The organism is Paenibacillus sp. FSL H8-0315, assembly GCF_038005365.1.
GTDB classification, from domain to species: Bacteria; Bacillota; Bacilli; order Paenibacillales; family Paenibacillaceae; genus Paenibacillus_AQ; species Paenibacillus_AQ odorifer.
This window is the reverse complement of record NZ_JBBOTA010000001.1, coordinates 4,961,589-4,987,386: the sequence shown is the minus strand read 5'-3', so window position 1 is coordinate 4,987,386 and position 25,798 is coordinate 4,961,589. Positions and strand designations below refer to the sequence as shown.

Here is a 25,798-nt window from a genome sequence, read left to right as displayed (position 1 = left end):
CAGAGAGGATGAATGAATATGAGAACAAAACGTGGAATTCTCCTCGCATGCTCCCTGCTGCTGGCTGCCCTGACAGCCGGTTGCGGACGCAGCAGCGACAATGCAGATGGAGTCAAAACCGTACACATCTACCAGTTCAAGGTTGAAATATCTGAAGCGCTGGCTTCGCTCAAGACCGAATTCGAGAAAGAACATCCCGATATTAAGCTTGAGGTGCAAAGCGTGGGTGGCGGGACCGATTATGGCGCCTCGTTGCGTGCCAAATTCTCTTCCGGAGATGAACCGGATATCTTTACCATCGGCGGCAACAATGAACGTGATATGTGGCTGGAATATCTGGAGGATCTGAGCGGCGAAGCTTGGGCCAAGGATGTAAAGCCACTCGCAGCAGAACAAATGACTATAGATGGCAAGCTGTATGGGATGCCGATGAATCTGGAAGGATACGGCTTCATCTATAATAAGGATCTATTTAAAAAAGCCGGAATCACTGAGAAGCCATTGACGCTAACCGCTCTACGCGAAGCCTCCGAGAAGTTAAAAGCGGCAGGCATCACCCCTTTTGCGAATGGTTACCAAGAATGGTTCGTGCTTGGCAATCATAATGTAAACGTGCCTTTCGCCCAGCAGCCTGATCCAGAGGCATTCATCGCCGGACTTACAGACGGTTCCAAAACCTTCGCCGGAGACCCTATTTTCTCCAAGTGGATCGATCTACTTGACCTTACTGTTGAGTACGGCAATAAGAACCCGCTCTCGACCGACTATAATACACAAGTCACTATGCTAGCGAGCGGCGAAGCTGCGATGACTCAGCAGGGTAACTGGACACAAGGGCAGATCGACGGCATCGATCCCAATCTAAACCTTGGCATCCTGCCCATGCCCATTGACGACACTCCCGAAGACAACGACAAGCTTTATGTAGGCGTACCCAGCAATTGGGTTATCAATAAAAACTCTCCCGTTAAGGAGGAGGCCAAGGTCTTCCTGAATTGGCTCGTCACCTCCGAGACCGGAAAAAAATATATCACTAAGGAATTCCAATTCATCCCTGCGCTCGACAACATTAAGGGAACCGAAGAAGATCTTGGAGCACTAGGTGCTGAGGTGCTGGCTTATACTGATAAAGATCAAGCGCTGACCTGGAACTGGACCCGCCTGCCGAACGGGATGCCACAGGAATTATCCAGCAGCATTCAAGGGTATCTCGGCGGCAAGCTGACCAAAGAAGGGATGTTGAAGGAATTCCAAATCAACTGGGATAATCTCAGTGTGCAGTGATTTACCTGCTCTAGATACGACAAACAGCCGCGCAACGATGCGTGGCTGTTTGCGCGTGTTCATTTAATTCCTCTCCCTTCATTAGTCGGAACCCGTTGCTAGTTCGCACGCAGCATGCTAATTTGTCTGGCAAGATACACAGGCGTATAGGGCATGTCATCTCGGAGCCAAGAAATAACCGTGCCAATTAGAGCTGCTGAACCGTACCAAACGGCAATGTCCTTTTGTATCGGTACCTTTGAATGATCAACGGCCCCCTCCTTTTTCTTCTGGTGTGCAGAAATGATTTCCGCCATCAAATTAAACAGGCGATCTGTAAAAATCGGGCTTCGTTTCGATGTGAGTATGACTTTGTAGAATTTTGCATTTTCCGCAATATGCTTAAGCAGACTCTCTAATATTCTCAGATTCTCTTCATCAACCGATTCATCATGGTTGCCATCGTTGTTCACCACTTGTAGAATGTCCTCCACCATCTCATCCGCCATCTTTTCTAACATATCCGGGAGATCCCGGTAGTGCAGATAAAAAGTAACACGATTGATTTTAGCCCGCTCTGCAATACGGTTTACTGATATTTTCTCAATATCCATTTCCTCAAGCAATTCAATTACAGCATCTCTAAGCAATTGGCGCGTCCGAAGTACCCGGGGATCTGTACGTTGCGTTGTGTTATTCATCTTCTACTCTCCAATCTTTTACTTTCATATTGTAAGCTACATATTTTAAATAATTGTTGTTTTTAAAAAGAAAAAACTACATTTTCACAAAGAATGTAAACTACTTTACATTTTTTCGCAAATTGTTGCTTGATTACATGAAAATTTCATTTATAATCTAATTCATGCATTGTAAACTATACAACACACTGTAAATTTAGTCCATGATCGACGAGTTGAAAGGATGGAGTGGAGTGAGTACAAAGAGAGAAGTAACAAGCAGTTCCGTGAAAAAGGGCCCCATCTTATTCATTATGATTTTGGGCGCCTTTCTTGCGACACTGAATCAAACGGTAATGAGCGTTGCCGTTCCGGAGTTAATGCATGATTTTAATATCTCGGCGGCTACAGCTCAGTGGCTGACAACGGGGTATATGCTGGTTAATGGTGTTCTAATTCCAATTACAGCTTATCTAATGCAACGGTTTACGACGCGGGAGCTTTTTCAAGCTTCTATGTTTATATTTTTGGCTGGAACGATCGTATCGGCCGTCGCGACAAACTTCCCTGTTCTGTTGACCGGGCGTATGATTCAGGCAGCTGGTGCCGGGATTATTATGCCACTGCTCACGAATGTCATCTTGACCCTGTTCCCTCCTGAAAAGAGAGGGGCTGCCATGGGGATGGTAGGGTTAGCCATCATTTTCGCACCTGCGATTGGACCTACTCTGGCTGGATATATTTTGGAACATTATTCTTGGGAGACAATGTTTTATGGCATGATTCCTTTGACCGTCATTGTAATCATATGCGGATTTATTTATTTAAAAAATGTATCGGAACGCATCTTTCCCAAGTTGGACATTGTTAGCGTAACTCTTTCTACCATCGGTTTTGGAACCTTGCTGTATGGCTTCAGCCGCGCTGCCAGTGCGGGTTGGTCGAGCGCAGAAGTGTTATTGTCTTTAGCAGCAGGTGTGCTTTCCCTTGGCTTGTTTACTTGGAGACAGTTGGCTTCCCAAAATCCACTGCTTGATCTCCGGGCCTTTAAATACAATATGTTCTCCTTAACAACTGTCATCAGTATCGCAGTTACAATCGTAATGTATGCAGATATGATGCTGCTACCTTTGTACCTGCAGAATGCCCGCGGTTTTACAGCGATGGAGTCCGGCTTGTTGCTGCTTCCCGGTGCACTCGTAATGGGATTGTTGATGCCGGTAACCGGCAAGCTGTTCGACCGGTTCGGGGCAAAATGGCTCGCTATTATCGGTCTACTGATTACAATTGCAACGACTCTTAGCTTTGTAAATTTAACAGACTCAACCAGCTACATGTATCTGGTATACATGTCAACAGGCCGCCGGATCGGGATGGCTTTGCTCCTCATGCCTATACAAACTCTGGGTCTAAATCAACTCCCCGCCAAGCTTAGTGCGCATGGTACAGCGATTTCGAATACCATTCGACAAGTAGCTGGCGCCGTTGGGACTTCCCTGCTCGTCACCGTAATGACAAGCCGTACTACAACGCATATGAAGGATATGCTGGCCTCTGGCAGTACACAGAACGGAACACAGGAACATATGATTATGGAAGCATCCATTCAAGGGATCAATGATTCCTATCTAGTGATTGTGGGAATTGGTATCCTCGGTCTGCTGCTATCTTTCTTTATTAAACGTGTTGGGCAAGCGCCTGACCCTGAGCAAGAACCCAAGGTGAAGCTCAAAAAAATCATTGCCAAAGAAGCTTGATATAAAAGTTATCAGCACTGTGTAAGCCTCATAAAAAAAGAGATCAACGATGAATAACATCGTTGATCTCTTTTTCTGCTAACTTGCATAACTATTTCAGTTTAAAATAGATGGATCTTTTGTCGGACTCAAGCTTACTATCGTTTCTATAAAGAATAAGGGTGTTCTCCTTGCCTTTGATTATTGGCAGAACAACTTTACCCGAAGCTTCAAAAGAACCCGGTTTACTTGGGGTGACTTCAGGAAAATCAGCCAACAGCTTTTCGATATTTTCTCCGAGGGATCCCTCAAAATAATCACTAGAGCCACCAATATAGTATTGTCCACTGGATGTTTCTACCCCCCAAATGGTAGGTGTAAAACTTGAAAGGAACTTCCGCCCTTGGTCCTCACTACCTTTTACAAGAGTGGCGTTTTTCACCTTAAGCGTTACATCAAGCAGGACATAATCTACAGCTACATCGGGATCAGTGACATGTTCCTCAAACCCAAGAGCATGTAATTGTCCGAGAGTAGTCGACGTAACCTTATTGATAGTGAAAGTATATTGAGCAGATGTTGAATCACCCTTAGGGCTATAATTGTTATCAAGGTCCGTATAAGTAAAAGAAGTACCCAACTTCACTGCATCTGCAAACGAAGCGCCGCTGTTACTGGAAGTCGTAGCGGAAGATGATGCAGCAGGCTTTGGTGTTGCTTGCGGAGTGGGCTCGGTTGCAGGCGGAGTAGATACGGTTGCCGGCTTCGCAGTAGCTTGTGCAACAGTATTGTCCTTATCCGGGACAACGGATGTAGATGTTCCGCCGTTCGCCGATGTGATCACAACAGCTTGACGACTGTTATCCCATTTCACGGTTGCCCCCAGTGCTTCAGATACAGCCTTGGCGGATACATAGCTATGTCCCTCATAGATAATTGGGTACATTGTTCCTTCACTACTTGACAGGTTCACTTTCTGATTATCCACTTCAATGCTGATGGCCGCATTCTGATATGCAGAAATCTTCTTCAATGTCGTGTCTGCATAAGCGACTGCACCCACAGCCAACAGCATTGAGCTAACTGTAATAATTGACATGACTTTTTTGCTTGTTACCTTTAGCATCTTACACTCTTCTTTCATGTTTATGTATATGAATCTCGAAAATTATATCACTTTATATCGAATTTTGTAAATATTGGAACGATAGGATATTCGTTCTTTATTTGTGAATACTTAAAAAAGACACATTTCCATTGCCCAACGCCACATTTCGCTTTTAATCTCCTAAATAGCATGAATACTATAAATCTTTATACTCAAATCAAAAAGCAGCCCTGGGGGCTGCCTTGATCAAATGTATTAGTAAGTCTCTTAGAATCATTCTACGCCGAAGCTTCAATGATCTGTCCTGCCAAAGCAATCAAATCCTCCTTGGTCAGATGTCCACCGGTTTCCCGAATAATATAATTAACACGGGTCTTTGGATTCATCCATGCAACTGACTTGTACTCCATCTTATCAATAGGTGTGTATACCACCTCTTGGCCACTCACTTTTAGCTTCTGCGACTGTGCATTTGCTGGTTCGGATTCAACAGTCGTATCCTTAGGTCCTGCAGGTTCGGCAGCGATGGCAAGAACTCCTCTTTTACCATTTTTCTCTGTGGTCATATTATAGATGATGTTGATAGCTGTACGCTTCTCCTGCAATTTCTTTACATATATTTTCTTATCGGACGCCTTACCCTCGGCGATCACTTGATAGTATATCTTATCCTGTTCTTTTTTCGTCATATATGGAGAAACAATTGCCCTGAAAAAATTGTAGCCTTCCGGAGGCTCTTGCAATTGCAGTGGCATGGAGGTATTGCCGGCAGCATACTTTTCCACATATTCATTATACGTATTAAACGAAAGGGAATAATATGCACCCGCAGTGGGTGATCCCTTAGCATAGGCTTGATATTCCTTGTCATTAATATACACATATCTGATTTCTCCAGGTTTAAGCTCTTCACTTAATGCTTTCTGCTGCAGATCTTTGAGATTTTTGAATTTTTTTTGTTCCTGATCTGTTTTCGCTTTGGCAGCTTCATCGATGCCCTGAGCTATATATTTGACTTCCGCCTTAATGGCGGTTTCTTCCACAGACTGAGCAACAGACTTCTCGGCGTAAGCTTCTCCTTTGAAGCCATAACCTAAACCGAACATTAGGGTCATACTGGTCATGGCAATGAGTGTTTTTCTATTATTCATTAAAATACCTCACCTTCCTGTATATGTAGTACTCTTACATAACACTTACGTTACCGGATTTGTGACATCAAATTTCTATACTTATTTCATCATGTCGGCAGCAATTCGGATAACCTCCTCTTTGGTTAAAGAAGAAGACTCCGGTGCAGCAGTCATATCGTATACTACATTTTGTTCTGGATCCGTCCAGACAAGTCTGTATCTATACCCCAACTTTATTTCATTGTTTGTAGTTTCCGTATAGATCAGTTGGGTTCCGTTAACAAGAATATTCTGTACGATTGTGGTGTTCGTCCTTAGTAAGCTTTCCACCGTTCCGGACTTTGCCTTGATGTGTTTGGCATTAATTCTTACCATACTCTCCCCTTTTTTGTATCTCATCGACGAATAGTCATAATTAATACTGGCCGTAGCTTCTTTTTTCCACATAACCCGGTAACCGCCTTCCAGCTTTATACCATTAGTCAGGGCAAGCAGTTCATTCTCGTTGACTTCAAAATCAGGTTGTATCCATGCTTGATCAAAAACATACCCTTCTGGCAGATACTCCGGGCGTGGCAAATATGGCGCCTTATACTCTTCTGCTTTGGCTAAATAACTGGAGTAATCATTAAATAGCATCGCAGGAATAACTCTGCCAAGCTGAGGACGTTCATCTCCAGCACCTTCCTTTTTTAACACGTAAGAAGCGCCCTCTCCCGGTAGTAATAATTTCTCTACAACTCTATATGCCTCTAAATTTTTTTCACTCAGCAGTTCTTCTTCTTCGGTCACCACTCTCTGAGGAATTTTTACCTTTGAAGGAACTAACGGATTCCTAGATACTTCAATCGTCCCCCCTTCCTTCGTTGCAAGAAGCGGCTCGTATGGCAGCACTTCATATTGAAATTTGGCAGCTTGCCAGGGACTCTCCTTAAACAAGGAATAGCTTCCTCCTACCAAGACAACCAGGATCAGCACCGCTGCCCATCTCCTTACAGACCTGCTCCACATGCGCTTACGGCATCGTTTGGCATAGGTTGCTGGCTCCACTCTATGCATAATATCTGGGATGTCCCCCTCCTGCTGGTGAGGTACAGGCTTAACAGCAAGGCGACCATTACCTAGCCCGATGGCTTGCATTACAGAATCATGAACATCAACCAGCGGAAGTTTGGCAGAATTATCCCCCTCCTTCAGAAACAACTCTTCGGAAGTCAATTCGTCCTTGCGCATAGTTGTTTCTCCTTTCTTTCAATGACTTCTCTGAGCTTGCACCTTGTCCGCTCGTACCGTTTCCTAACTGTGACCGTACTTTTACCCAGAATTTCACTAATTTCTGCAAATGATTTATCTTCAAAAATGCGCAAAATCAACAGATTGCGTTCCTCCACGCTAAGCTTTTCCAGGGCAGAGGCCACGGATTCACTGAACAACTGATTTTCTACCATTTGTTCAGCGCTTTTAGTGGTTACATCCTGTCTGAGTAATTTTCGCAGCTGATTTTGAAATTTCTTCCGGCGCAATTGATTCAGGCAATGATTATAGGAAACCCTGTAGAGCCATGAGTTAAAACTCACCTGAGACTCAAAATGGCCGATGTTCTGGTAAGCCTTAATAAATATGTCCTGAACCGCATCCTCGGCTTCTTCCTTATTGTTTAACAAGCGAAAGCAGTAGAGATAGATCCGTTGTTGGTAGAGTCTGATAATATCTGAAAAAAGGTAGACTTCCCCCGCTTGTACCCGCTTTATCTTTTCTTCAATAGAGTCCACGACTTTCTCCTTTCTACTATCAGTACAGTTATAACACTTGAGCGGTCTGTTTCGTGACATTTTTTTCCGTTTCAGTTCCAACTCAACGGAACATACACAAAAAAATCGCTGCTCCTCTCCGCAGGGAGGTGAGCAGCGATGCTTAAAACAGAAGAACGCAAGGGATGGATATACACGTATTTCCACTCTTTCAGACTAAATATGGCCTTGAGTCAATTCAGACTTTTTTTCTCTGCTGCCGGGACTACTACTTCCAGATACGATACAGAATGACTGCCGCTTCTGCACGGGTAAGGTTATCGTTCGGTGCAATTCTATTGTTCTTTCCGTTTACGACTCCGGATTGGATCAACAATGATGCACTGTCTTTTGCGTAGCTAGAAAGGCTTGCTTCATCTAGATAAGCTGCAGCTACAACGCCGCTCGCCTTAACTTGCTTACCGGCTGCCGCCAGCGCGCGTGCTGTCAGCACCATCATATCTTGTCTGGAGATATTGCTATTGGGTCTGAACGTATCATCTTTAAAACCTGTAGCAATTCCCAATTCCTTCGCGATGACCAGTTCATCATAATAGTAGTCTGTCTTTTGGACATCGTTGAACATTATTGCACTTTTGCCCGTTCCCTTCAGTTCAAGCGCTCTTACGAGGAGAGTAATGAAATCCGCTCGTTTGATTGAATCTGCAGGTGAAAAGCTGTTCGTGGACGTTCCTTTGATGATATCGCGAGCCGCCATAACGTCTATAGCTAGTTTGGCCCAAGAAAGATTCTGCAGATCTCCGAAGTTTTTCTTTACGAAGGTTACTGCATAAGTGCTGAAGTGGGTTGTTTGAAAGACCACCGTTTGGGTTGCAGCATCATATCGACTGCTCGGAACCGGCAGTACGTTGCCTTTGCCATCGATGTACCAAACGACTATAAGCTCTGGATGGCTTAGCTCCTCCGCTGTCGGCACGTAAGGAATGGCTACCGTTACAGGTGCTTTAGGGTTATTCCAAGGAATAACTTTGTCACCTGCTACTACGCTTAGACCGATAATTGGACGGTTGCCAATCATATTGCGGGTAGCTGCTTCCAAGCTGTCCGTGGTGACTTTACTTATTCGTATAGATACTTGCTCAGCATTGTCTGTTACGTTAGACAGCATATTGCTTGGAATTTGAATTATGGCATTTTCCGTCTTAAGCCATAGTTCAAAGTTTTCTTTCCCCGTTAGGCTTTGGGTCGGTAATTGTATATCATACCCTTTCGCGTCCGTTTGCTTTGGCACTTCAATGATAATTTGTTTCTTGCCGTTTGCCGCTACAGTAGCCTGCTCAAGCGCTTTTTTCATGTTGTCGCTGGAGATGGTACCTATAGCACGCCCGTTGTCGGACTTTACCTCCAGTTTAATCGTAACAACACCATCTTTGTTTGTAATGGCTCCAGGCTGTGGAGTTGATACTACATTACCCGAGTTACTGCTACCCGTTGGCGCATTTGTTGGTGCTGGCGTCGCTGTTGGAACAGGTGTCGGGGTTGCCGATGGTTCCGTTGGGTTTGTTGGATCGGTTGGATCGGTTGGGTCAGTTGGATCGGTTGGGCTCGTTGGTGTCGGTGTCGGTGCTGTTGTCGGCGTTGGAGTGGGTTCCGAACCCGTAGATTTACCCTTTAGAGTAAGCACACCATAAACGGATGTGTCCATATACCCAGTTCCACTCGTATCATTCCAAGCCGCGACACTTTGACGTGAGCCCTCTTTAGCATCGTTGATCTGTACATCAAAACCAAGCTTTTTATCGTTGTCCGGAGTGATCCCTTGAAGTGGAATCTTCACTTCAACCGTATAGTTGGTTCCGGAAATCTGGGTTGCCGATTCAAAGCCGGCTGCGATACTTGCAGGATTAAATGAAGTTTCGTTGTCAAAATTGATTCTGTACTGGCCGTCATCATCTTGATAGAACGTCGTTTTCCCATTATTTTGGTCCACGAAGATTTCGACCGAATCCTGTTCATGTGCATTCACACTGCTCTTATCAAGCTGTGTATCACTCACCTGGATCAGGACATATAAATTTTGATCATCCCAGAGTGCTTTTGCCACTCCACTCGCTCCTTGCCAAGCGGTTTGATACCGATTGACCGGAATCTCAGCGGTCTGGCTCCAGATCTCGTCAACTGTTCCGTCTATAACAGGTGCAGCAAATTTAGCAGTAGATTGATTAGCTTCTACTGATTCAGGCTCATGCTCTTCAATGAAGGTATCAGGATCGATAACGCCATAGTAAGCCGGCTTGGCTTGCAGATTTTTATCGAATAACAACGGATTGGATGAAGCTCTCCAGCTTGTGTTATCATCCATTCCCCAGAAGGTAACACGTTTGATAGAATCAGCATGATCCCTGAAGATATTTAGCAACTGCGCATACAGATAACCCTGCGCATTAGCAAGCTTTTCAGAGAGCTGATAGTTGGTTCCGGCCTGAATGTCCAGCTCAGTTATGCTTACTTCGACACCCAAGGAAATGAACTTTTCCAAGGAAAGCTTCACATTCTCTGGGTTCGTATTAATGCTGTAGTGCCCTTGCATACCAACACCATCGATAAGCAATTTGCCAGGGTGAGTCAGCGCGTACCTATCATTGATTTCTTTGACCATACTATAGATGGCTTGCGCTTTATTCTGATTATCTTCGTTATAATCGTTGTAATAGAGCTTAATATCCCAATCTGGATGCGCGTCCAGTACTTCTCTTGCCGCCAGGAAGGCTTGCTCTACGTAATCTGCTCCAATGGCACTTTTCCATGGGGCGGATCGCAGCGCTGTTTTCCAATCTGTTGGGTTGGATGGATTATCGCTCATCGCCTCGTTTACAACATCCCAGGAGATCACCTTGTCACCAAAATGCTCCATAACGGTTTGGATATGGGTCTGCAAATTCATAAGAGCTTCATCCCGTCCCAAGGGTATCGTGTTGTTAGCTGCGTCTGTTGTTGTATTCAGCCATGCAGGCGATTGTTGATGCCATACCAATACATGTCCATGCATCTGCATGCCCTCAGCCAGTACTTTATCTACAATTGTATCTGCCGCGGTAAACGTGAAATTACCCTTCGTAGGCTGCAACGCGTCCGGCTTCATGGCATTACCTGCCGTAGCAACATTGTGATGCATTTTCAAAAGCTCAAGTCTGACACCTTCCAGATCCTCAGCGGTTATCGCATTTCCGATCAGAAAATCATTCTGATAAGCATCCTTAATCGGTATAAGATCTTTTTCGATATCTACCGGGCCAGAGCCTACCTTTTCAAAATTAATATCATCAATATAAAAGGAGGCCGTGCTATTACTGGAGCTTTCCACATAAATGGTCAAATACTCACTGCTTACATTGTTATAACGGTAGGATCCCTCAAACTGAATCCAGCCATCGCTTGCACTGATGGTTTTAGGTGCGAGCTGCACATAATTGGCGCTGCTGCCATTGCCAACCTGCGTGGACAGCTGGAGCTGCGAACTTGCAGGCTGGATCAGCTTGACCCATAACGAAATTTTATATTCGTAGCCTTTGTCCACATACTTCTCCACACGTAATGTCGGCCCATGCCATGTACTGGTTCTTCCCTCAACCTTCAAAGCGTATGAACCATCATCCGTATGATTCGCTTCATTAGTAACCGTAAGCGTTTCTGTACCTGCCCTGCCTTCAAAACCACCTGCCGTTTGATCCTCAAAAGTAACAGTGGTAAAAGGTAAAGCTGGGTCTCTAGGTGTTTCTGGTGTTGGAGTTGGCTCTACGGTAGCCACCTTTTCTGTGACCAATACATCCCCAATGTAGAACGGAACCGTTTTCCCGTCATCATTGGATTGAACGCGCAGTGTCGTATCTTTGTCCGTATCCACGGTAAATTCTTTCGTCAATATGACCGCTTGGCCTGCTTCATAATTCGCATTTGCCAAAAGAGCATAGCTGCCTATCGCTTGAAGATAAGCTTGGGCACCGCTGGGTACAATCACATCAGTGTCTACATACACGGATGCAGTTACCGTGTAGGTTTTGCCGTTCTCTAGGCCCATGTCGCTGAATTTAAAATCAGCCGCGTCCCAGTTATTCGCTCTATTGCTTACATATAAAGCTGCCCCGTCAGCATTGCCCGCAAAAACCTTTCCGGTGACAGGGGTTAGGTTAGCGCAGCCTGATTGTGAGGCTAAACCTTTGCCACTCACAAAAGTTTCGTGATAGATTTCTTTATCCGTTTCCGTCACTGCTTTTTTTGCTGTAATGAGAAGCTCCCCAATGTAGAACGGAACCGTTTTCCCGTCATCGTTGGATTGAACGCGCAGTGTCGTATCTTTGTCCGTATCCACGGTAAATTCTTTCGTCAAGGTGATTGCTTTGCCTGCTTCATAATTCACATTTGCCAAAAGGGCGTAGCTGCCTATCGCTTGAAGATAAGCTTGGGCACCGCTAGGTATAGCCACATTAGCATCCACATAAACGGTTGTAGTCACCGTGTAGGTTTTGCCGTTCTCTAGGCCCATATCGCTGAATTTAAAATCAGCCGCGTCCCAGTTATTCGCTCTGTTGCTTACATATAAAGCTGCGCCGTCAGTATTGCCGGTAAAAACTTTATCATTCACAGGTGTAAGGCTAGCACTGCCTGCTTGAGCTGCAATCCCCTTGCCACTCGCAAAAGTTTCATGATATACCGTTACCCTATCTGATGATACTGTCGTATCCTGCGCCGCAGCTTCAGTAACCGGAGCGATCCAGCTTGTCGGAATAAGCAAGGCAGCTGCGAGTAAGATCGAGATTACTTGTTTAAGCATTCTACTCATTTAATGCAATCCTCCTCTAGTGATTTTCATAAAAATCAGTTAATGACCTACCTTATTAGCACCAGCCCTATATTCCCACGCTAATTTCCTTACCTGCTAAATCCTTAATTTCAACAGTGGTACAATCATCCCGAAGAGCAGTAGAACATCATCACAAATGAATCTTTTTACTTACAGATCCCCTCCTTTTATGTAAACGCTTTCATGTCTACTCACACTATTTTACAGCCTCGCTACTACGCACTACTACGCTAATATTAAAGGTGTTACCCCCCATAATTATAGGAAAACATAGGTATGATTAAAGATTCTACAAATTTAACCCAAAAAGAAAACCCCACTTACGGACCGTTGAAAGTAACGGAAGGTAACGGGGAATTGGTTTGTTATTTGTTCTGCCGCATAATTAAATGGTCTGTTTGGATAACGCTCCAAAATATTCTACAACTACCTCCCGAAATTCCAAAGCAGCCTGCGAAATGTACCGGCTCCTGTGCCACAATAAAGCTATCTCCCTTTCCAATTCGTGATTCTCTACTTGGAGGTATTGGATATCTTCCCGTGAATTGCGTGCCGTGCTTGGTATGAAAGCTAAACCAATTTCAGCTTCCACAAGAGTGCTAAGCCTTGCGGGTTCATCTCCCTCATACACATATTTAGGCACAAATCCAACTGATTTGCATACAGAGTCTATTAAATCGCGAGTACCATAGCCACTCTTTACCCCAACAAACCACTCATCCCTTAGCTCTATCAAAGTTACGCTGCTTCGATTGGCCAGCCGATGCCCCTTTGGAACAGCCACAAGAATTGGATCGATAAAGACGATTTGACATTCGATGTCATCCCCTTTTATTGGAGGTGAGGATAAGCAATAATCAACTTCTCCTCTATTAAGAAGTGTAACCATTTCCTGCGTGGTTAGCATTTGCACATGGTATTGAATATCAGGCCGCTTTTTCCGAAACTCTCGCAGGATATTGGGTAATGTGCTTGCGGTCGTCACCGCTAATTCGAGTGTGCCATGTTCAGGACTGGATAAATCGCTAAGCTCCTGTTTTCCCTGCTCCAATTCAAACAATGCCCTTTCAGCTCGGCGAAGGAACCGGCTTCCGGACTCATTCAGTCGCAGCTTTCTTCCTACCCGATCGAATAAAGGTACCCCCAGATCCTCCTCCAAACGCTGAATCGTTTTGCTTAGTGAAGATTGAGTAACGTGTAGATTTCGTGCAGCTTCAGTCATATGTTCCAACCGAGCTACCGCGAGAAAATATTGCAGTTGCAAAAGTTCCAATTCGCACCTCCGTTCATTCCCTCAAGTCAATGAGATCATAACATAAAATGCGTTGGAATGAATAATCGATTTCAAGTACGATGACATTAATAAGCTTTAGGGGGATTTAAAATGAGTGTTCGCAACAGGTGGTTAATGATTTCAGTAGGTCTGGGGATTTTATTGAACCCTTTAAATTCTTCGATGGTATCTGTGGCTATTCCAAGGCTGCAAAATGTATTCCAGCTTGACTATACAGGTGTTTCCTGGATTATTTTTTCTTTTTACATTGCAAGTAGCATCGCTCAACCTGTCATGGGAAAGGCCAGCGATTTATTCGGCCGGAGGAAAATATTTCTTACCGGGCTTGTCGTATCCTTCATTGCAGGTTTATTAGCTCCTTTCTCCCCAAACTTTGGCTGTCTCATCGTGTTCCGTATTGTGCAAGCCATTGGAACTAGCATGATGGTTGCCGTTGGAATGGCCATTGTGCGGATTCATATTACGGAGAAACAAGCGACCGCACTATCTGTTTTATCCATCTTCCTATCCGGCGCGGCAGCAATTGGTCCCTTTATTGGAGGGGTTATTATTCACTGGTGGGACTGGCCAGCTATCTTTTTCGTCAATATTCCATTCGTGGTCGCTAGCTTTTTATTATCTTGGAAGCATATCCCCAAGGACGAACCGTCAACAACCGTTACCCGGGGAATGTCCCTGCGCAAATGGTTTGATTTGATTGATGCGTCAGGAATCCTGCTCTTCACTGTGGGGCTGATTGCCGTGCTCCTTGGATTGCTTTCAGCAAAATCATCCGGACATATCTCATTAATACATGTCATTACCTTGCTAACAGGACTCGTTCTGCTAGGAGTATTCGTCAGGCATGAGCTAACAGCGGCATCACCCTTTATTCCTTTACGTACATTTGCCAAATACCCGGCAATGACTTGGGTTAATGTTGAATTCATGCTCGTTAATGTACTTTTTTACTCACTCTTTTTCGGGATCCCATCCTACTTGCAAATGGTACGTCATGTCAGTGAATTCCAAACAGGAATTCTCATGCTAACGCTGGGATTATGCTCACTGATTACTGCTCCAATAGCAGGACGCTGGATCGATAGATCAGGACCCCGGCCAGCATTGCTAGTGTCCGGGGTCCTGATGACATTGGGATCAGTGTGGCTTGTGACCTTAAATCAGACTTCACCAGTTATCAGTGTATGTGTGGCTTTAGCTGCATTCGGTATTAGCAACGGATTGAACAATGTCGGACTGCAAGCAGCCTTGTTCCAAAGTTCTCCAAAAGAAATAGTCGGTGTAGCCTCCGGATTATTTAATACATCGAGATACCTGGGAACCATTCTCTCTTCATTGTTAATAGGTATCATAATGGGAGGTAAGTTTAGCTTCGAGGGATTTCAAGTCCTTGGGGTTATCCTCACGGTAATTGCATTGTCTTTGGTATTCATGAGTCGGAAGCACCGTGAGTCAGGGCAATTGCAGAAATCGGCTAATTCGGGCGCTAACAAATAGGAAAGTGCAGACAAATAAGACCTGTCATCAGACGGGTCTTGTTTTGTTATTTTAATGCGTAGCCTCAGCTCTTTATGAGTTTTATTTAACTCTTCAAGGTGGGGATAAACTCGATTCATAAATAGGATAATAAATAAAGCGCCCATAGTAAACTTGTGCTCGGTGAGCCAAAAACATAATGAAGAAACCAGATTTACATATATTTTTCCGTCCAATTTCAAGCTCAAAAGACACATTTATAATGTAAAAACAGTTTCGGCAGCTCGATATTTTGAAACTTGTCCCGGCTTGAACCGTAATTTTTAAGAACAAAGACACAGCACAGCAGAGAGGAGCTATCATTAGTGGAATATTACCGCAACAATGTAGCCGACAGTTTACAGGATGTTCAGAGTTCAGCTAACGGGCTTACTTCGGCAGAAGTCGACAAACGTCTGAAAGATTATGGTTTTAACGAATTAAAAGGAAAGAAAAAAGATCCTGTTTGGAAGCTTTTTCTTGAAAACTTCAAAGACCCTATGGTAGTCGTACTGCTTATAGCGGCCATTGTCCAGATTGTTATGGGACAAGTTATGGAGTCGCTTATTATTTTCCTCGTGTTGATTCTCAATGCAGTTATAAGTGTCATCCAGACCCGTAAAGCGGAGAGTTCACTTGATGCCTTGCAGCAGATGTCAGCACCCGAGGCCAAAGTGCTGCGTGATGGAGAATTAAAAACCGTCCCGGCAAGGGAACTTGTTCGCGGTGATATCGTATGGCTGGAAGCCGGCGATTTCGTACCCGCCGATGGCCGGATTATAGAATCGGAAAGCTTAAAAATAAATGAGGGTATGCTAACCGGAGAATCCGAAGCTGTGGAAAAGCATACGAATATCATCGCGAAAGAATCTCCGCTTGGAGACCGGCGTAATATGGCGTTCAGCGGCTCACTAGTTGTATATGGCCGCGGAACCCTGGTAGTAACGGGAACTGCACTCACTACCGAAATCGGTAAAATTGCTGAACTCATTGAAAGCGCCGAAGCCAAGCAAACGCCGCTGCAGCGCAAGCTCGAAACATTCAGCAAGCAGCTGGGGGTAGCAATTATACTCCTGTCCATTGTAATCTTTGCCATCCAGGCCGGACGTGTTTGGTTGTCGAATGATACTGTGGATACAACAGAAGCTATCCTGAATGCGTTAATGTTTGCAGTCGCTGTGGCAGTTGCTGCGATTCCCGAAGCTCTTTCCTCAATAGTAACCATTGTCCTATCCGTAGGTACTAATAAGATGGCTAAGCAACATGCGATTATTCGTAAGCTGCCCGCTGTCGAAGCCCTTGGGTCAACCAGTGTCATCTGTACAGATAAAACCGGTACCCTCACCCAGAATAAAATGACTGTTGTAGATTACTTTTTGCCAGAAGGGGATCGTGATCAATTCAATCAAGCGCCTGAAGAATGGTCTGAAGAAGCCCGGCGGCTCCTGCATATTGCTGTGCTCTGCAACGACTCTAACATTAATGAGGATGGTAAAGAGCTGGGTGATCCTACAGAGGTAGCGCTTATTGCCTTCAGCAACAGCAAGAATAAAGATTATAAGGAAATACGCGATAATTTCCCGCGCGAAGCCGAGCTACCTTTTGACTCGGATCGCAAGCTGATGACGACCTTGCATACTTTTAACGGGCAAAAAGCAATGATTACTAAAGGTGGGCCCGATGTGCTCTTTGGTCTATGCTCGCATGTACTGTTAAGTGGAAAAGAAGTACCGATGACACCAGAAGTTCTTGAACGCTTCTTCGAAGCCAATGAGGAGTTCTCCAGCAGAGCACTACGTGTACTTGCCTATGCCTACAAAACCGTACCAAATACGGTTACTGAAGTCGGATTAGAGGATGAACAAAATCTGGTGCTCGTAGGTTTGACAGCTATGATTGATCCACCTCGGGAAGCTGTCTACGGCGCGATCGCAGAGTCTCAGAAGGCTGGCATCCGAACCATCATGATTACCGGTGATCATAAGACAACCGCACAAGCGATCGGCCGCGATATCGGTCTGATGACTGAGAATGAAATTGCCGTAACCGGCCAAGAACTCGATGCCATGTCTGACAAGGAACTTGATCAAAAACTCGAACAGATCGGTGTGTACGCCCGTGTCTCCCCGGAGAATAAGATCAGAATTGTCCGCGCGTGGCAGCGGAAAGGCAAAATAACAGCCATGACCGGTGATGGTGTAAATGACGCGCCTGCTTTGAAACAAGCAGATATCGGAGTTGCCATGGGCAGTGGAACCGATGTTGCCAAAGATGCGGCTGCCATGATTTTGACCGATGATAATTTTGTATCTATTGTCAATGCTGTATCTGTGGGCAGAACGGTATTTGACAATATCAAAAAAGCGATCGCCTATTTGTTCTCAGGTAACCTGGGTGCAATTATCGCCATCCTCTTTGCCCTTATTTTCAACTGGATTAATCCTTTCACAGCGATTCAGCTTCTATTCATCAATCTGGCGAATGATTCTCTGCCCGCCATTGCTCTCGGGATGGAAAAACCTGAACCTAATGTGATGAACAGAAAACCAAGAGAGCTCAAGGAAGGAATATTCGCAGGAGGAATGATGCAGGCCATTGTCACTCGTGGTCTACTCATAGGTATAGCTGTAATCATATCCCTGTATATCGGACTTCAGGATTCGCCTGATATGGGCGTAGCTATGGCATTCACAACCCTGATCTTGTCTCGTACGTTGCAGACCTTTGCCGCCCGTTCGAACAGTCAAACTGCTATTGAAGCTGGGCTTTTCAGCAACAAATACGTCATCGGAGCCGTTCTGGTCTGCTTTGCCTTTTACGGCATTGCAGTTCTGCCAGGGGTTAGAGAAATCTTCTCGATTCCGGCTTCATTTGGAATGTCAGAGTGGCTGGTTGCAGCAGGCTTAGCCCTCGGCTCCCTCATCCTAATGGAATTAACGAAGGTTGTTCGAAGAGCTTTTACACCCAAATCTGTTGAACAGAACCCTGTAAATTCCTGAGTAAGCTATAATCGACCGAAAAGACAAAACAGCGATTCTCCAATGATGGAGTATCGCTGTTTTTCTGACATCTAGAGTTAAACCTAGAAAAGCTTCTATTGATTTTAATCAAAATAAAATAATTCTTCGAATTTTTTATCCAACGCAATACATAAAATCAAAGCCAATTTTGCAGTAGGGTTAAACTGTCCGGTTTCAATCGAGCTTATAGTATTTCTTGAGACACCCACCATTTCTGCCAATTGTGCTTGCGATAATTTTTGTTCTGTTCTTGCTTCGCGCAGTTTATTTTTTAAAACCAAATGTTCACTCATACTAATCACTCATTCCATAAAAGTAAATAAACAAAAAATAAACACTTATAATTAATCCTAAAATGAATTTGAGTAAATCCATCTTCTTCTTAGTTACAGAATACATTCCAAGTCCTTCAAAGCCCAAATATCCAAAAAACATAGCTATCATAGCTTTTAATGCAAAATTTGTTTCCTGACTATGATTATATAAATTGAAGACACTCAGAATGCAAAATACAATCAACATTCCAATGAATCCGCTTTTTCTACCTTTAGCAAATACAAATTCTTTTCCTTCGTCTCCTTTTTCATTTCGGCTTTTTTCTAATATTTCTTCCTTTTTCATAAAAATTTCTCCTTTCAAATTGAAAAGATGATGACAAGTTTTCTTGTCATCATTATTATAATACGCCAAGTTTTCTTGTCAAATAAAAAAATAGCCCACTCCAATCCAAAGATTGGTAGTGAGCTATTTTCTATACCTTCATATATTCGTTATATAATTGCTCGAAAGTATTGTATCGTTCGACTTTCCTGCCTACCTTGTTGTATTCCTCCAGATATTCATCCATGACCTTCAGAAACTCATTTTTAAAGACTTGAAGATGGTCAGAATCAAAATACTGCATGATAGCAAACTTTTTGGTTCCCTTCCATTCTGTCATTTCATCAAGAAAACCTTGTATGCCCATTGCTGCTAGATACGCATACGATCTATCACCCGATTCTACACTTGCTATAATCTTATTGCGGTAGTTGCACCATAATTCCTCATAAGTTCCGCCAAGATTATCATAGCTTGGGACTGGCTGCACTACAAAATCCTTATACATTTTATTATATAGATCGTTGATGTTTCTAAGGGACTTATATGCTGCACTTCTGATTTCATCGATAGTCTTCGCCTCTATCACAGCCATATATTTCTTTTCAAAATCATCAGGAACATAACGGTACGTAGCTATTTCCTCCAAATATCTTTTCATTCCCCGTTTGAAATAAGTATTGTTCAAATGAGTTAGCGCATTTAACAAATTGTATAAAACTTCGCTTGAAGCATATCTTACTGCTCCTATATCTTCAGAAAGTAATGTATTCGCATATTCCTGTTTTGCTATGTCTATACACTTTTTCGCTCTACTGATACATTCTTTCCCTATAGGCATTGCCAGAGCATCGAGTGCTCTCTGTTTATATAAATTTAGCCTTTCCAAATATTCGGGTTTTGCACAGTATAACACCTGTAAATCCACCAGACATGAAATCATTGGACTCTCGAGATTGGCTTGATCTTCTATCCTTGTTTCCCATGGCGTACAATATAGATCGTATCCAATATCATCCAAAATAAAACACGAAGATATTCCCCAGCCCTGCTCTGTGTTATTAATTATGATTAGATCAAGATCGCTTTTTTCATGAAAATCCCCAGTACTAAAAGAACCTGTAAGCCCAATAATTGCAATATCATCAGAAAAATCTCTCTTAGCCCGTTCAATGACCATGCTAATAAGCTTTTCATTTTTGATTAAGATCTTTTCTTTATGAACAGCATCCATATCCATGTCCCCTCTCCAACCTTATTAATTCTATTGTATAAGCATGTTGTTAGAGTAAGTATTCCAACTTTAATTATATTAAATCTGTACCAAGCCCTTCCTCTCCTTCAAAGAAAACAAAAAACGCGCTGGTAAGAGCATAATTAGCTTCTCTCCAACGCGATTTATAGTCATTAGTGAATATTTTTCTTTTTGAAACTGCCGCCCTTAACTTCTGCAACATCGTAGACTACTACAAAGGCATTCGGGTCAATTTCACGAATAATATCTTTTATTTTACTTTCTTCCAGACGGTTAATGACACAAGTAATTTCTTTGAATTGTTCATTGGAGTAGCCGCCATAAGCATCTGTATAAGTTGCTCCACGACCCAATCGGTCACGAATAGTCTCGACCATGATTTCCGGTTGAATGGTGATGATTTTAAACGTTTTAGAGCCACTCAAACCTTCTTCAATAATATGAATGACCTTAGAAGCAATAAAATAAGCAAGCGCTGATAGAATAGCCCCTTGTAGGCCAAATACTGTTGAAACAACAATAAAGACAAACATGTTTAGAAATAAGATTAAATCACTGGTCCCAAAAGGTAATTTTCGTGAAAGTAAGACAGCTAACATATCTATCCCATCTAATGCTCCACCATTACGTAAGGCTAAACCCATACCAAAACCGATAATAATCCCGCCAACAACGGTAATTAATAAGGTATCACCTTCTATAATCGTCGGTACATGATGCATAAGACTAGTGCCAACAGCCAGTGAAGCAATACCGATAACGGAGTAAAGAGCAAAGCTTTTACCAATTTGCTTATACCCTAGCCATACAAAAGGGATATTAATTATGCCAATTAGCAGCCCTAGCGGTAAGCCAAACAGTTCAGAGCCAACGATGCTTAGACCTGTGACACCTCCATCTGAGACGTTGTTGGGTATCAATACGGATTCTAGACCATAGGCAGCTATTAGCGCCCCAATAATAATCATGAATACTTTTGAGAATATCTTGAGTTTATTTGATTTCTGTTTTCGCGTTTCAATCATTGAATTTCTCCGTTTCACATTGCTTAATTTAGTCCATAAAAATTTCCTCTAAAGGTCTTCCGTCACCTGGATTAAAATCAATCCCTAAAATCTTTGCCATCGTGGGGGCTATATCTACCATTTCGATGTCCCCTATATGATGCCCATTTCTAATCTTTTCCCCGGAGACAACCAAGTTGCATCTATAGCCGTCTTTATCAGGAGAATAGCCATGCGTGGCAAATTTAACGCCTTGTTTGTCCAAATCAACAATCGTTGGTTCATCCATACTTTCGTCGAAACAATAACCTCTCTTAGCCTCAAGCATATACTTTGTGGTTTGGCCCACATGAAAATAATCCAGTTCATCTCTAGCATACAATTTCTCTATACCTGAGGATTCATCTCTCATATTATCTCCAATAACAGCTAATGCTATTTGCTCAGCTTCTTCATCGCCCTGCCGGATATGCAAGTAAGCCGCTCCACCCCCACACTGAAAGTAAGCTCTCCACTTCATTTCGCCGTTCTCTTCATAGATCAGGCCCTTTTCCTGCAAAAGGTTGTTTAAATGCACCTTGTACCTAACATTAAACTGGCCATGGTCCCCCAAAATTAAAAAAATCGTATCATCCTTTATCCCCGCTTCATCCACTGCCTGCATAATATCGCCTAACCTTTTATCCATACGTGTGATTACCTGCTTCACTTCGTCACTGTCAGTTCCATAAGCATGTTTGGCATCATCCAGGTCGATCAGATGCATCAATAGAAGATTAGGTTTTTTGCGCTTAATCGTGTCTATAGCACATTTGGTCGTGAAGTCATCCAGATAGGGCTGCTCAATCCCTTTGCGGATCCGGCCATATTTCAGCTCCATATCCACGCAGTATAAGGGGCTTCCGCTTTTTAATATCTTCAGTGCCTGATTTTCGTTTTTGATGGCTCTGATTTCAGGTATATTGTATTGGATGGAGGATTTACCCGATACTGGCCATAGGATTCCGGCGGTGCTCATCTTATGCTCGCGCGCAACATCGTAAATCGTTGGCACCTTGATCGCATTTCTAAACCAGAACCAATTCTGCTCCTCTTCCTTAATAAAGGGCTGAAACGGATTGTTGTGATGGATGCCATGCTTATCCGGATATACACCGGTTGCTATGGTGGTGTGCACTACATATGTGAGCGTGGGATACACACTTTTCAATTTATGGCTGTGGGCTCCGTTTTTAATTAATTCCGCTAAGTTTGGAAGCAGGCTGGCCAATGCCCAGTGGTCTTCTGAAAAGGCATCGTAAGAGATGACGATCAAATGCTTGGCCATAACGGTTTGTGCTTTAATTGACTTCATAGAATAAGCCCCTTAGGTTCGTCATGTTCAGGCTGCTCTTTAGGTAAAGTTATAAATACGAATAATCCAATAATAAAAAGTGGGATAATCGCTAAAATACTAAATTTAGCATTACCTGTTAAGGTTGTTGTTAAAGACATTACAGCAGGACCAACAATGGCCGCGAACTTGCCAAAAATATTGTAAAAACCAAAGAATTCATTGGAATTCTCCTTTGGAATGATCTTCGCATAATAAGACCTGCTGAGCGCCTGAATGCCTCCCTGAGCGGAACCAATTAGCGCACCTAGAATAAATATATGCCACACTGAAGTGATAAAAAAAGCTGCGATGCAGGAAATGATATATGTAACAATCCCCACGATGATCAAAGTCCTGGCGGAGTATTTTTTGGCGAGATTACCATACAGGATTGCACAAGGAAAAGCGATAATCTGGATAACTAATAATATCCCCAGTAAGGTAAAGGTGTCAAAAGCATCCGCACCCAGAACCGATGTGGCATAGGGCACCACCATTTTAATAATCGTATCTACCCCATCAATATAAAGAAAGTACGCAATTAAGAAAACAAATACAACTTTATGCTGTCTAACATTCCTAAAGGTGTCCCCCAGTCTTTTAAAGCTGTTGATTACAGGTCTTGGTTCAGGCTCAATATAATATCTCTGCTTCACATCTCTGATCATGGGTATGGTCAACAGCCCCCACCAAAGAGCAGTAATGATAAACCCAATCTGATAACCGATCGACTTATCCATCCCCATAAACAGAATCAATAGCAGGCTGATGCCAAATGGAATGACGCTGGCGATATATCCATAAGCAAAACCTTTTGTGGATACCTTATCCATCCTTTCATCAGTGGTTATATCCACAAGAAAAGAGTCATAAAAAATATTGGCTCCGGCAAAACCTATGACAGACAGGATGTAAAACACAATCAATAACTGCCACTGCCCGCTCGCAGGTGCAACGAATGCCAACGAAGCCGTAGCCAGCACACCGATCAAAGAGAAAAATAAGAAAAAGCGCTTTTTCTTATCCTTGTAATCTGCGATCGTGCCTAAAATCGGACTAAGGATAGCCACAAGAATACTAGCAATGGAGTTAAAGTACCCTAAATCCATGCTGCTGTTAACATTTGAAAACATGCCAAATACAATAGGCAATAATGCAGTTGTAACCGCCATCGAATAGGCTGAATTCCCGCAGTCATATAAAATCCATGATTTTTCCTCTTTGCTAAGTTTCATCTAACAGCCACCTTTTCACCTATTTGTAACTGTTATATCATTTCAGCATAAGAGCCATGTTAAATGAATGTTAATTACATCACAACTTCTTCATAAAAAAACGACCTTTTAAAATTGAAAGGTCGCTTACTCGCTTTTATATATGAATTTAATATTTGACGATATATTCGCAATATTCATCCCCATTAACATTACATTTTATTTCCCGGACGGAAACCCGCTTTCCACGAATTTTAGTAAGTGCTCCTTCGATAATGGCCCCCTCCAGGTCACAAACCATTTTCCCTTCCATAATAGGTAACCCTTCGCAGAAACAATCGTGTACTGCAATCGTCATCCCCTTGTCATCTTCATGGGTTATTATAGGAATCCCTATCTTCAATTGTTCGAATAACTCGAATAGTTCATTAACCGAGGTAACACCAAATTCTTCCCCAATTTTTCTTCCTATAGTCAACGTTGTACCCTTACCATTCATGGGTAACGCTTGATATAAACCAATAAGTCTAATCGTTCTGAAAAGCTCTAAAGGTACGACATTACCTAAATTTTTTCTCTTTATTTTTTTCATATCTGTAAAAGTAAATTGATCCATGCCAGTAGCCTCCAATTGCTTATGTAATATATATTTCAAATTTAATTGATATATTGAGTATAAACGTATCCAATAATTGCTTTGTGATCTTACGCACATCCTGATTTTTTGTAGAACCATAACAAAAAAAGCAACTTCCCTGTTGGCAAGTCACTCCTTCATTCATTAGCTGCAGCAGCATCTCAAATATGATAATCATAAACCCAAGGCAAAATAACCCTCACGCTAGTTCCAACCTGAACCTCTGAATCTACCTTAATATGCCCCCCATACATTTCAATTAATTGTTTACAAATCGATAATCCAATCCCTGTTCCTTTTTGCTTGGTAGTAAAGAAAGGGTCAAATATCCGTTTTAATTTATCCTGTGGAATTCCTTCTCCGTTGTCTTTAAAGAGTAGAATAATTTCGTTTGTCTCAGCAGCTGTGGTAACAGAAATATCTATTCTGCCTCTAAAAGCTGTGAAGGAATCGATACTATTTTTCAAAATATTAAGAATTACCTGCTCTAGCTGAGAGGCGCTTCCAAACGTTAGTACTTTTTCTAAAGAGCACTCTACTGAAAGTATAATATCATCACTAAGTATGAGTTGATTCACAATGTTATTAACTCTATGTATAACCTCCATAACGTTAAATACTACGCCGTTATTTTTCGTACTGTCACCTTTTCGAGCCAGTATTAGAAAATCCGTTACTAATCCATTCAGAGCATCAATCTCTTTGATGGTGATATCCAGATATGCACGCAATTCATCCGCTTTGATCTCCGGCTCATTTAGCCTGATATTTACAAGCTGAGCAAAACCTTTAATCGAAGCTAGCGGATTTCTTATTTCATGCGCCATTCCTGCTGCCATTTGTCCCATAACAGCAATTTTTTGTTCATGTAAATTGTCAATCTGTTGATTTTTATTAGACAAATAACCTTGTGCAAAGCCAGTAAAACGGGTCCAGTTGCATTCCATTAAACGATTATAAAAAAACAATCGGATCGCGGAATCATCTACAAACTCTTCAATGATCTTAAACATAATATTCTGAGCGGTTAAATTTAAATCCTTGCTCATATCAAGTAAAATATCAAAATGATCACCGAATATTTCTGCAGTATAAACCCCTTGCTCAGCCCCCTCTTTTTCTAGCAGGTTTAAGTATTGATCGTAACCAAAAGAATCAAAAAACAAGGCTTCTACCATACTCATTAATATCGTACTGAATGATGAATCTAACAATTCCTTATGCGTCTCTACAAACCAGGAGAATTCGATGTTTTTCATAGTCATGGAATGATAATGCCTGTTTAAAATGATTGGAACTGCTAAGATTAATGACGAACGCAATTCATTTTCTTTGTATGACATTGTCATCCT

The 25,798-nt window shown here is 42.7% G+C and carries 19 protein-coding genes; 4 read left to right on the top strand and 15 right to left on the bottom strand.

Annotated elements, in window-relative coordinates; translation table 11 throughout:
- Window positions 1-12 precede the first annotated feature (12 nt).
- Window positions 13-1,284 (top strand): ABC transporter substrate-binding protein, encoded by a 1,272-nt coding sequence (locus MHB56_RS21670; protein ID WP_445667749.1) that lies wholly within the window; start codon window positions 13-15, stop codon window positions 1,282-1,284.
- A 98-nt stretch (window positions 1,285-1,382) separates the two neighbouring features.
- On the opposite strand, the gene MHB56_RS21665 is transcribed toward MHB56_RS21670, so the two are convergent.
- Window positions 1,383-1,964, bottom strand: coding sequence for a TetR/AcrR family transcriptional regulator (locus MHB56_RS21665; protein ID WP_076125257.1), 582 nt, complete (start codon window positions 1,962-1,964; stop codon window positions 1,383-1,385).
- Between the two features lie 293 nt (window positions 1,965-2,257).
- On the opposite strand from MHB56_RS21665, the gene MHB56_RS21660 reads away from it, so the two are divergent.
- Window positions 2,258-3,700 carry a DHA2 family efflux MFS transporter permease subunit gene (locus MHB56_RS21660; protein ID WP_254857093.1) on the top strand — a complete coding sequence of 481 codons (1,443 nt, stop codon included), beginning with the start codon at window positions 2,258-2,260 and terminating at the stop codon, window positions 3,698-3,700.
- A gap of 91 nt (window positions 3,701-3,791) precedes the next feature.
- Here the strand turns inward: MHB56_RS21660 and MHB56_RS21655 are convergent, their stop codons facing one another.
- From MHB56_RS21655 to MHB56_RS21630, 6 genes are all read right to left on the bottom strand, one after another.
- Window positions 3,792-4,805, bottom strand: a complete 1,014-nt coding sequence (locus MHB56_RS21655) for a stalk domain-containing protein (protein WP_076125261.1) — start codon at window positions 4,803-4,805, stop codon at window positions 3,792-3,794.
- A 260-nt stretch (window positions 4,806-5,065) separates the two neighbouring features.
- Entirely contained in the window at window positions 5,066-5,938 is an 873-nt protein-coding gene (locus tag MHB56_RS21650) for a hypothetical protein (RefSeq protein ID WP_038569409.1), read from the bottom strand.
- 81 nt (window positions 5,939-6,019) lie between these two features.
- Window positions 6,020-7,153: a DUF4367 domain-containing protein gene (locus MHB56_RS21645; RefSeq protein WP_076308007.1), complete on the bottom strand. Its 1,134-nt coding sequence runs from the start codon at window positions 7,151-7,153 to the stop codon at window positions 6,020-6,022.
- Window positions 7,135-7,692 carry an RNA polymerase sigma factor gene (locus tag MHB56_RS21640; RefSeq protein WP_036675772.1) on the bottom strand — a complete coding sequence of 186 codons (558 nt, stop codon included), beginning with the start codon at window positions 7,690-7,692 and terminating at the stop codon, window positions 7,135-7,137. Before MHB56_RS21640 ends, MHB56_RS21645 begins: the two co-directional genes overlap by 19 nt.
- Before the next feature lie 247 nt (window positions 7,693-7,939).
- Window positions 7,940-12,511 carry an endo-1,4-beta-xylanase gene (locus tag MHB56_RS21635; protein ID WP_341143987.1) on the bottom strand — a complete coding sequence of 1,524 codons (4,572 nt, stop codon included), beginning with the start codon at window positions 12,509-12,511 and terminating at the stop codon, window positions 7,940-7,942.
- A 406-nt stretch (window positions 12,512-12,917) separates the two neighbouring features.
- The gene (locus MHB56_RS21630) at window positions 12,918-13,805 is read right to left on the bottom strand and encodes a LysR family transcriptional regulator (protein ID WP_076125263.1); all 888 of its coding nucleotides are present in this window, start codon (window positions 13,803-13,805) and stop codon (window positions 12,918-12,920) included.
- A gap of 111 nt (window positions 13,806-13,916) precedes the next feature.
- Between MHB56_RS21630 and MHB56_RS21625 the strand changes: the two genes are divergently transcribed.
- A complete protein-coding gene (locus MHB56_RS21625) occupies window positions 13,917-15,323 on the top strand; it encodes an MFS transporter (RefSeq protein ID WP_341143986.1) in 1,407 nt (468 codons plus the stop codon).
- A gap of 344 nt (window positions 15,324-15,667) precedes the next feature.
- Window positions 15,668-18,340 carry a cation-translocating P-type ATPase gene (locus tag MHB56_RS21620; RefSeq protein WP_341143985.1) on the top strand — a complete coding sequence of 891 codons (2,673 nt, stop codon included), beginning with the start codon at window positions 15,668-15,670 and terminating at the stop codon, window positions 18,338-18,340.
- Window positions 18,341-18,444: 104 nt separating this feature from the next.
- On the opposite strand, the gene MHB56_RS21615 is transcribed toward MHB56_RS21620, so the two are convergent.
- From MHB56_RS21615 to MHB56_RS21580, 8 genes are all read right to left on the bottom strand, one after another.
- Window positions 18,445-18,654 carry a helix-turn-helix transcriptional regulator gene (locus tag MHB56_RS21615; RefSeq protein ID WP_076125269.1) on the bottom strand — a complete coding sequence of 70 codons (210 nt, stop codon included), beginning with the start codon at window positions 18,652-18,654 and terminating at the stop codon, window positions 18,445-18,447.
- A gap of 1 nt (window position 18,655) precedes the next feature.
- Entirely contained in the window at window positions 18,656-18,982 is a 327-nt protein-coding gene (locus tag MHB56_RS21610) for a DUF6442 family protein (RefSeq protein ID WP_076185332.1), read from the bottom strand.
- A 130-nt stretch (window positions 18,983-19,112) separates the two neighbouring features.
- Window positions 19,113-20,201, bottom strand: coding sequence for a nucleotidyltransferase domain-containing protein (locus MHB56_RS21605; protein ID WP_341143984.1), 1,089 nt, complete (start codon window positions 20,199-20,201; stop codon window positions 19,113-19,115).
- Window positions 20,202-20,368: 167 nt separating this feature from the next.
- On the bottom strand, window positions 20,369-21,241 hold the full coding sequence (locus MHB56_RS21600; RefSeq protein WP_248547737.1) for a YitT family protein: 873 nt from the start codon (window positions 21,239-21,241) through the stop codon (window positions 20,369-20,371).
- Between the two features lie 28 nt (window positions 21,242-21,269).
- On the bottom strand, window positions 21,270-22,574 hold the full coding sequence (locus tag MHB56_RS21595; RefSeq protein ID WP_341143983.1) for an alkaline phosphatase family protein: 1,305 nt from the start codon (window positions 22,572-22,574) through the stop codon (window positions 21,270-21,272).
- Complete coding sequence (locus MHB56_RS21590; RefSeq protein ID WP_076098890.1) at window positions 22,571-23,830, bottom strand: MFS transporter; 1,260 nt, start codon at window positions 23,828-23,830, stop codon at window positions 22,571-22,573. The genes MHB56_RS21595 and MHB56_RS21590 overlap by 4 nt, the downstream gene beginning before the upstream one ends.
- Window positions 23,831-23,978: 148 nt before the next feature.
- Window positions 23,979-24,425 carry a V4R domain-containing protein gene (locus MHB56_RS21585; RefSeq protein WP_076185335.1) on the bottom strand — a complete coding sequence of 149 codons (447 nt, stop codon included), beginning with the start codon at window positions 24,423-24,425 and terminating at the stop codon, window positions 23,979-23,981.
- A 182-nt stretch (window positions 24,426-24,607) separates the two neighbouring features.
- Entirely contained in the window at window positions 24,608-25,789 is a 1,182-nt protein-coding gene (locus tag MHB56_RS21580; protein WP_076125275.1) for a sensor histidine kinase, read from the bottom strand.
- Between the last annotated feature and the right edge of the window lie 9 nt (window positions 25,790-25,798).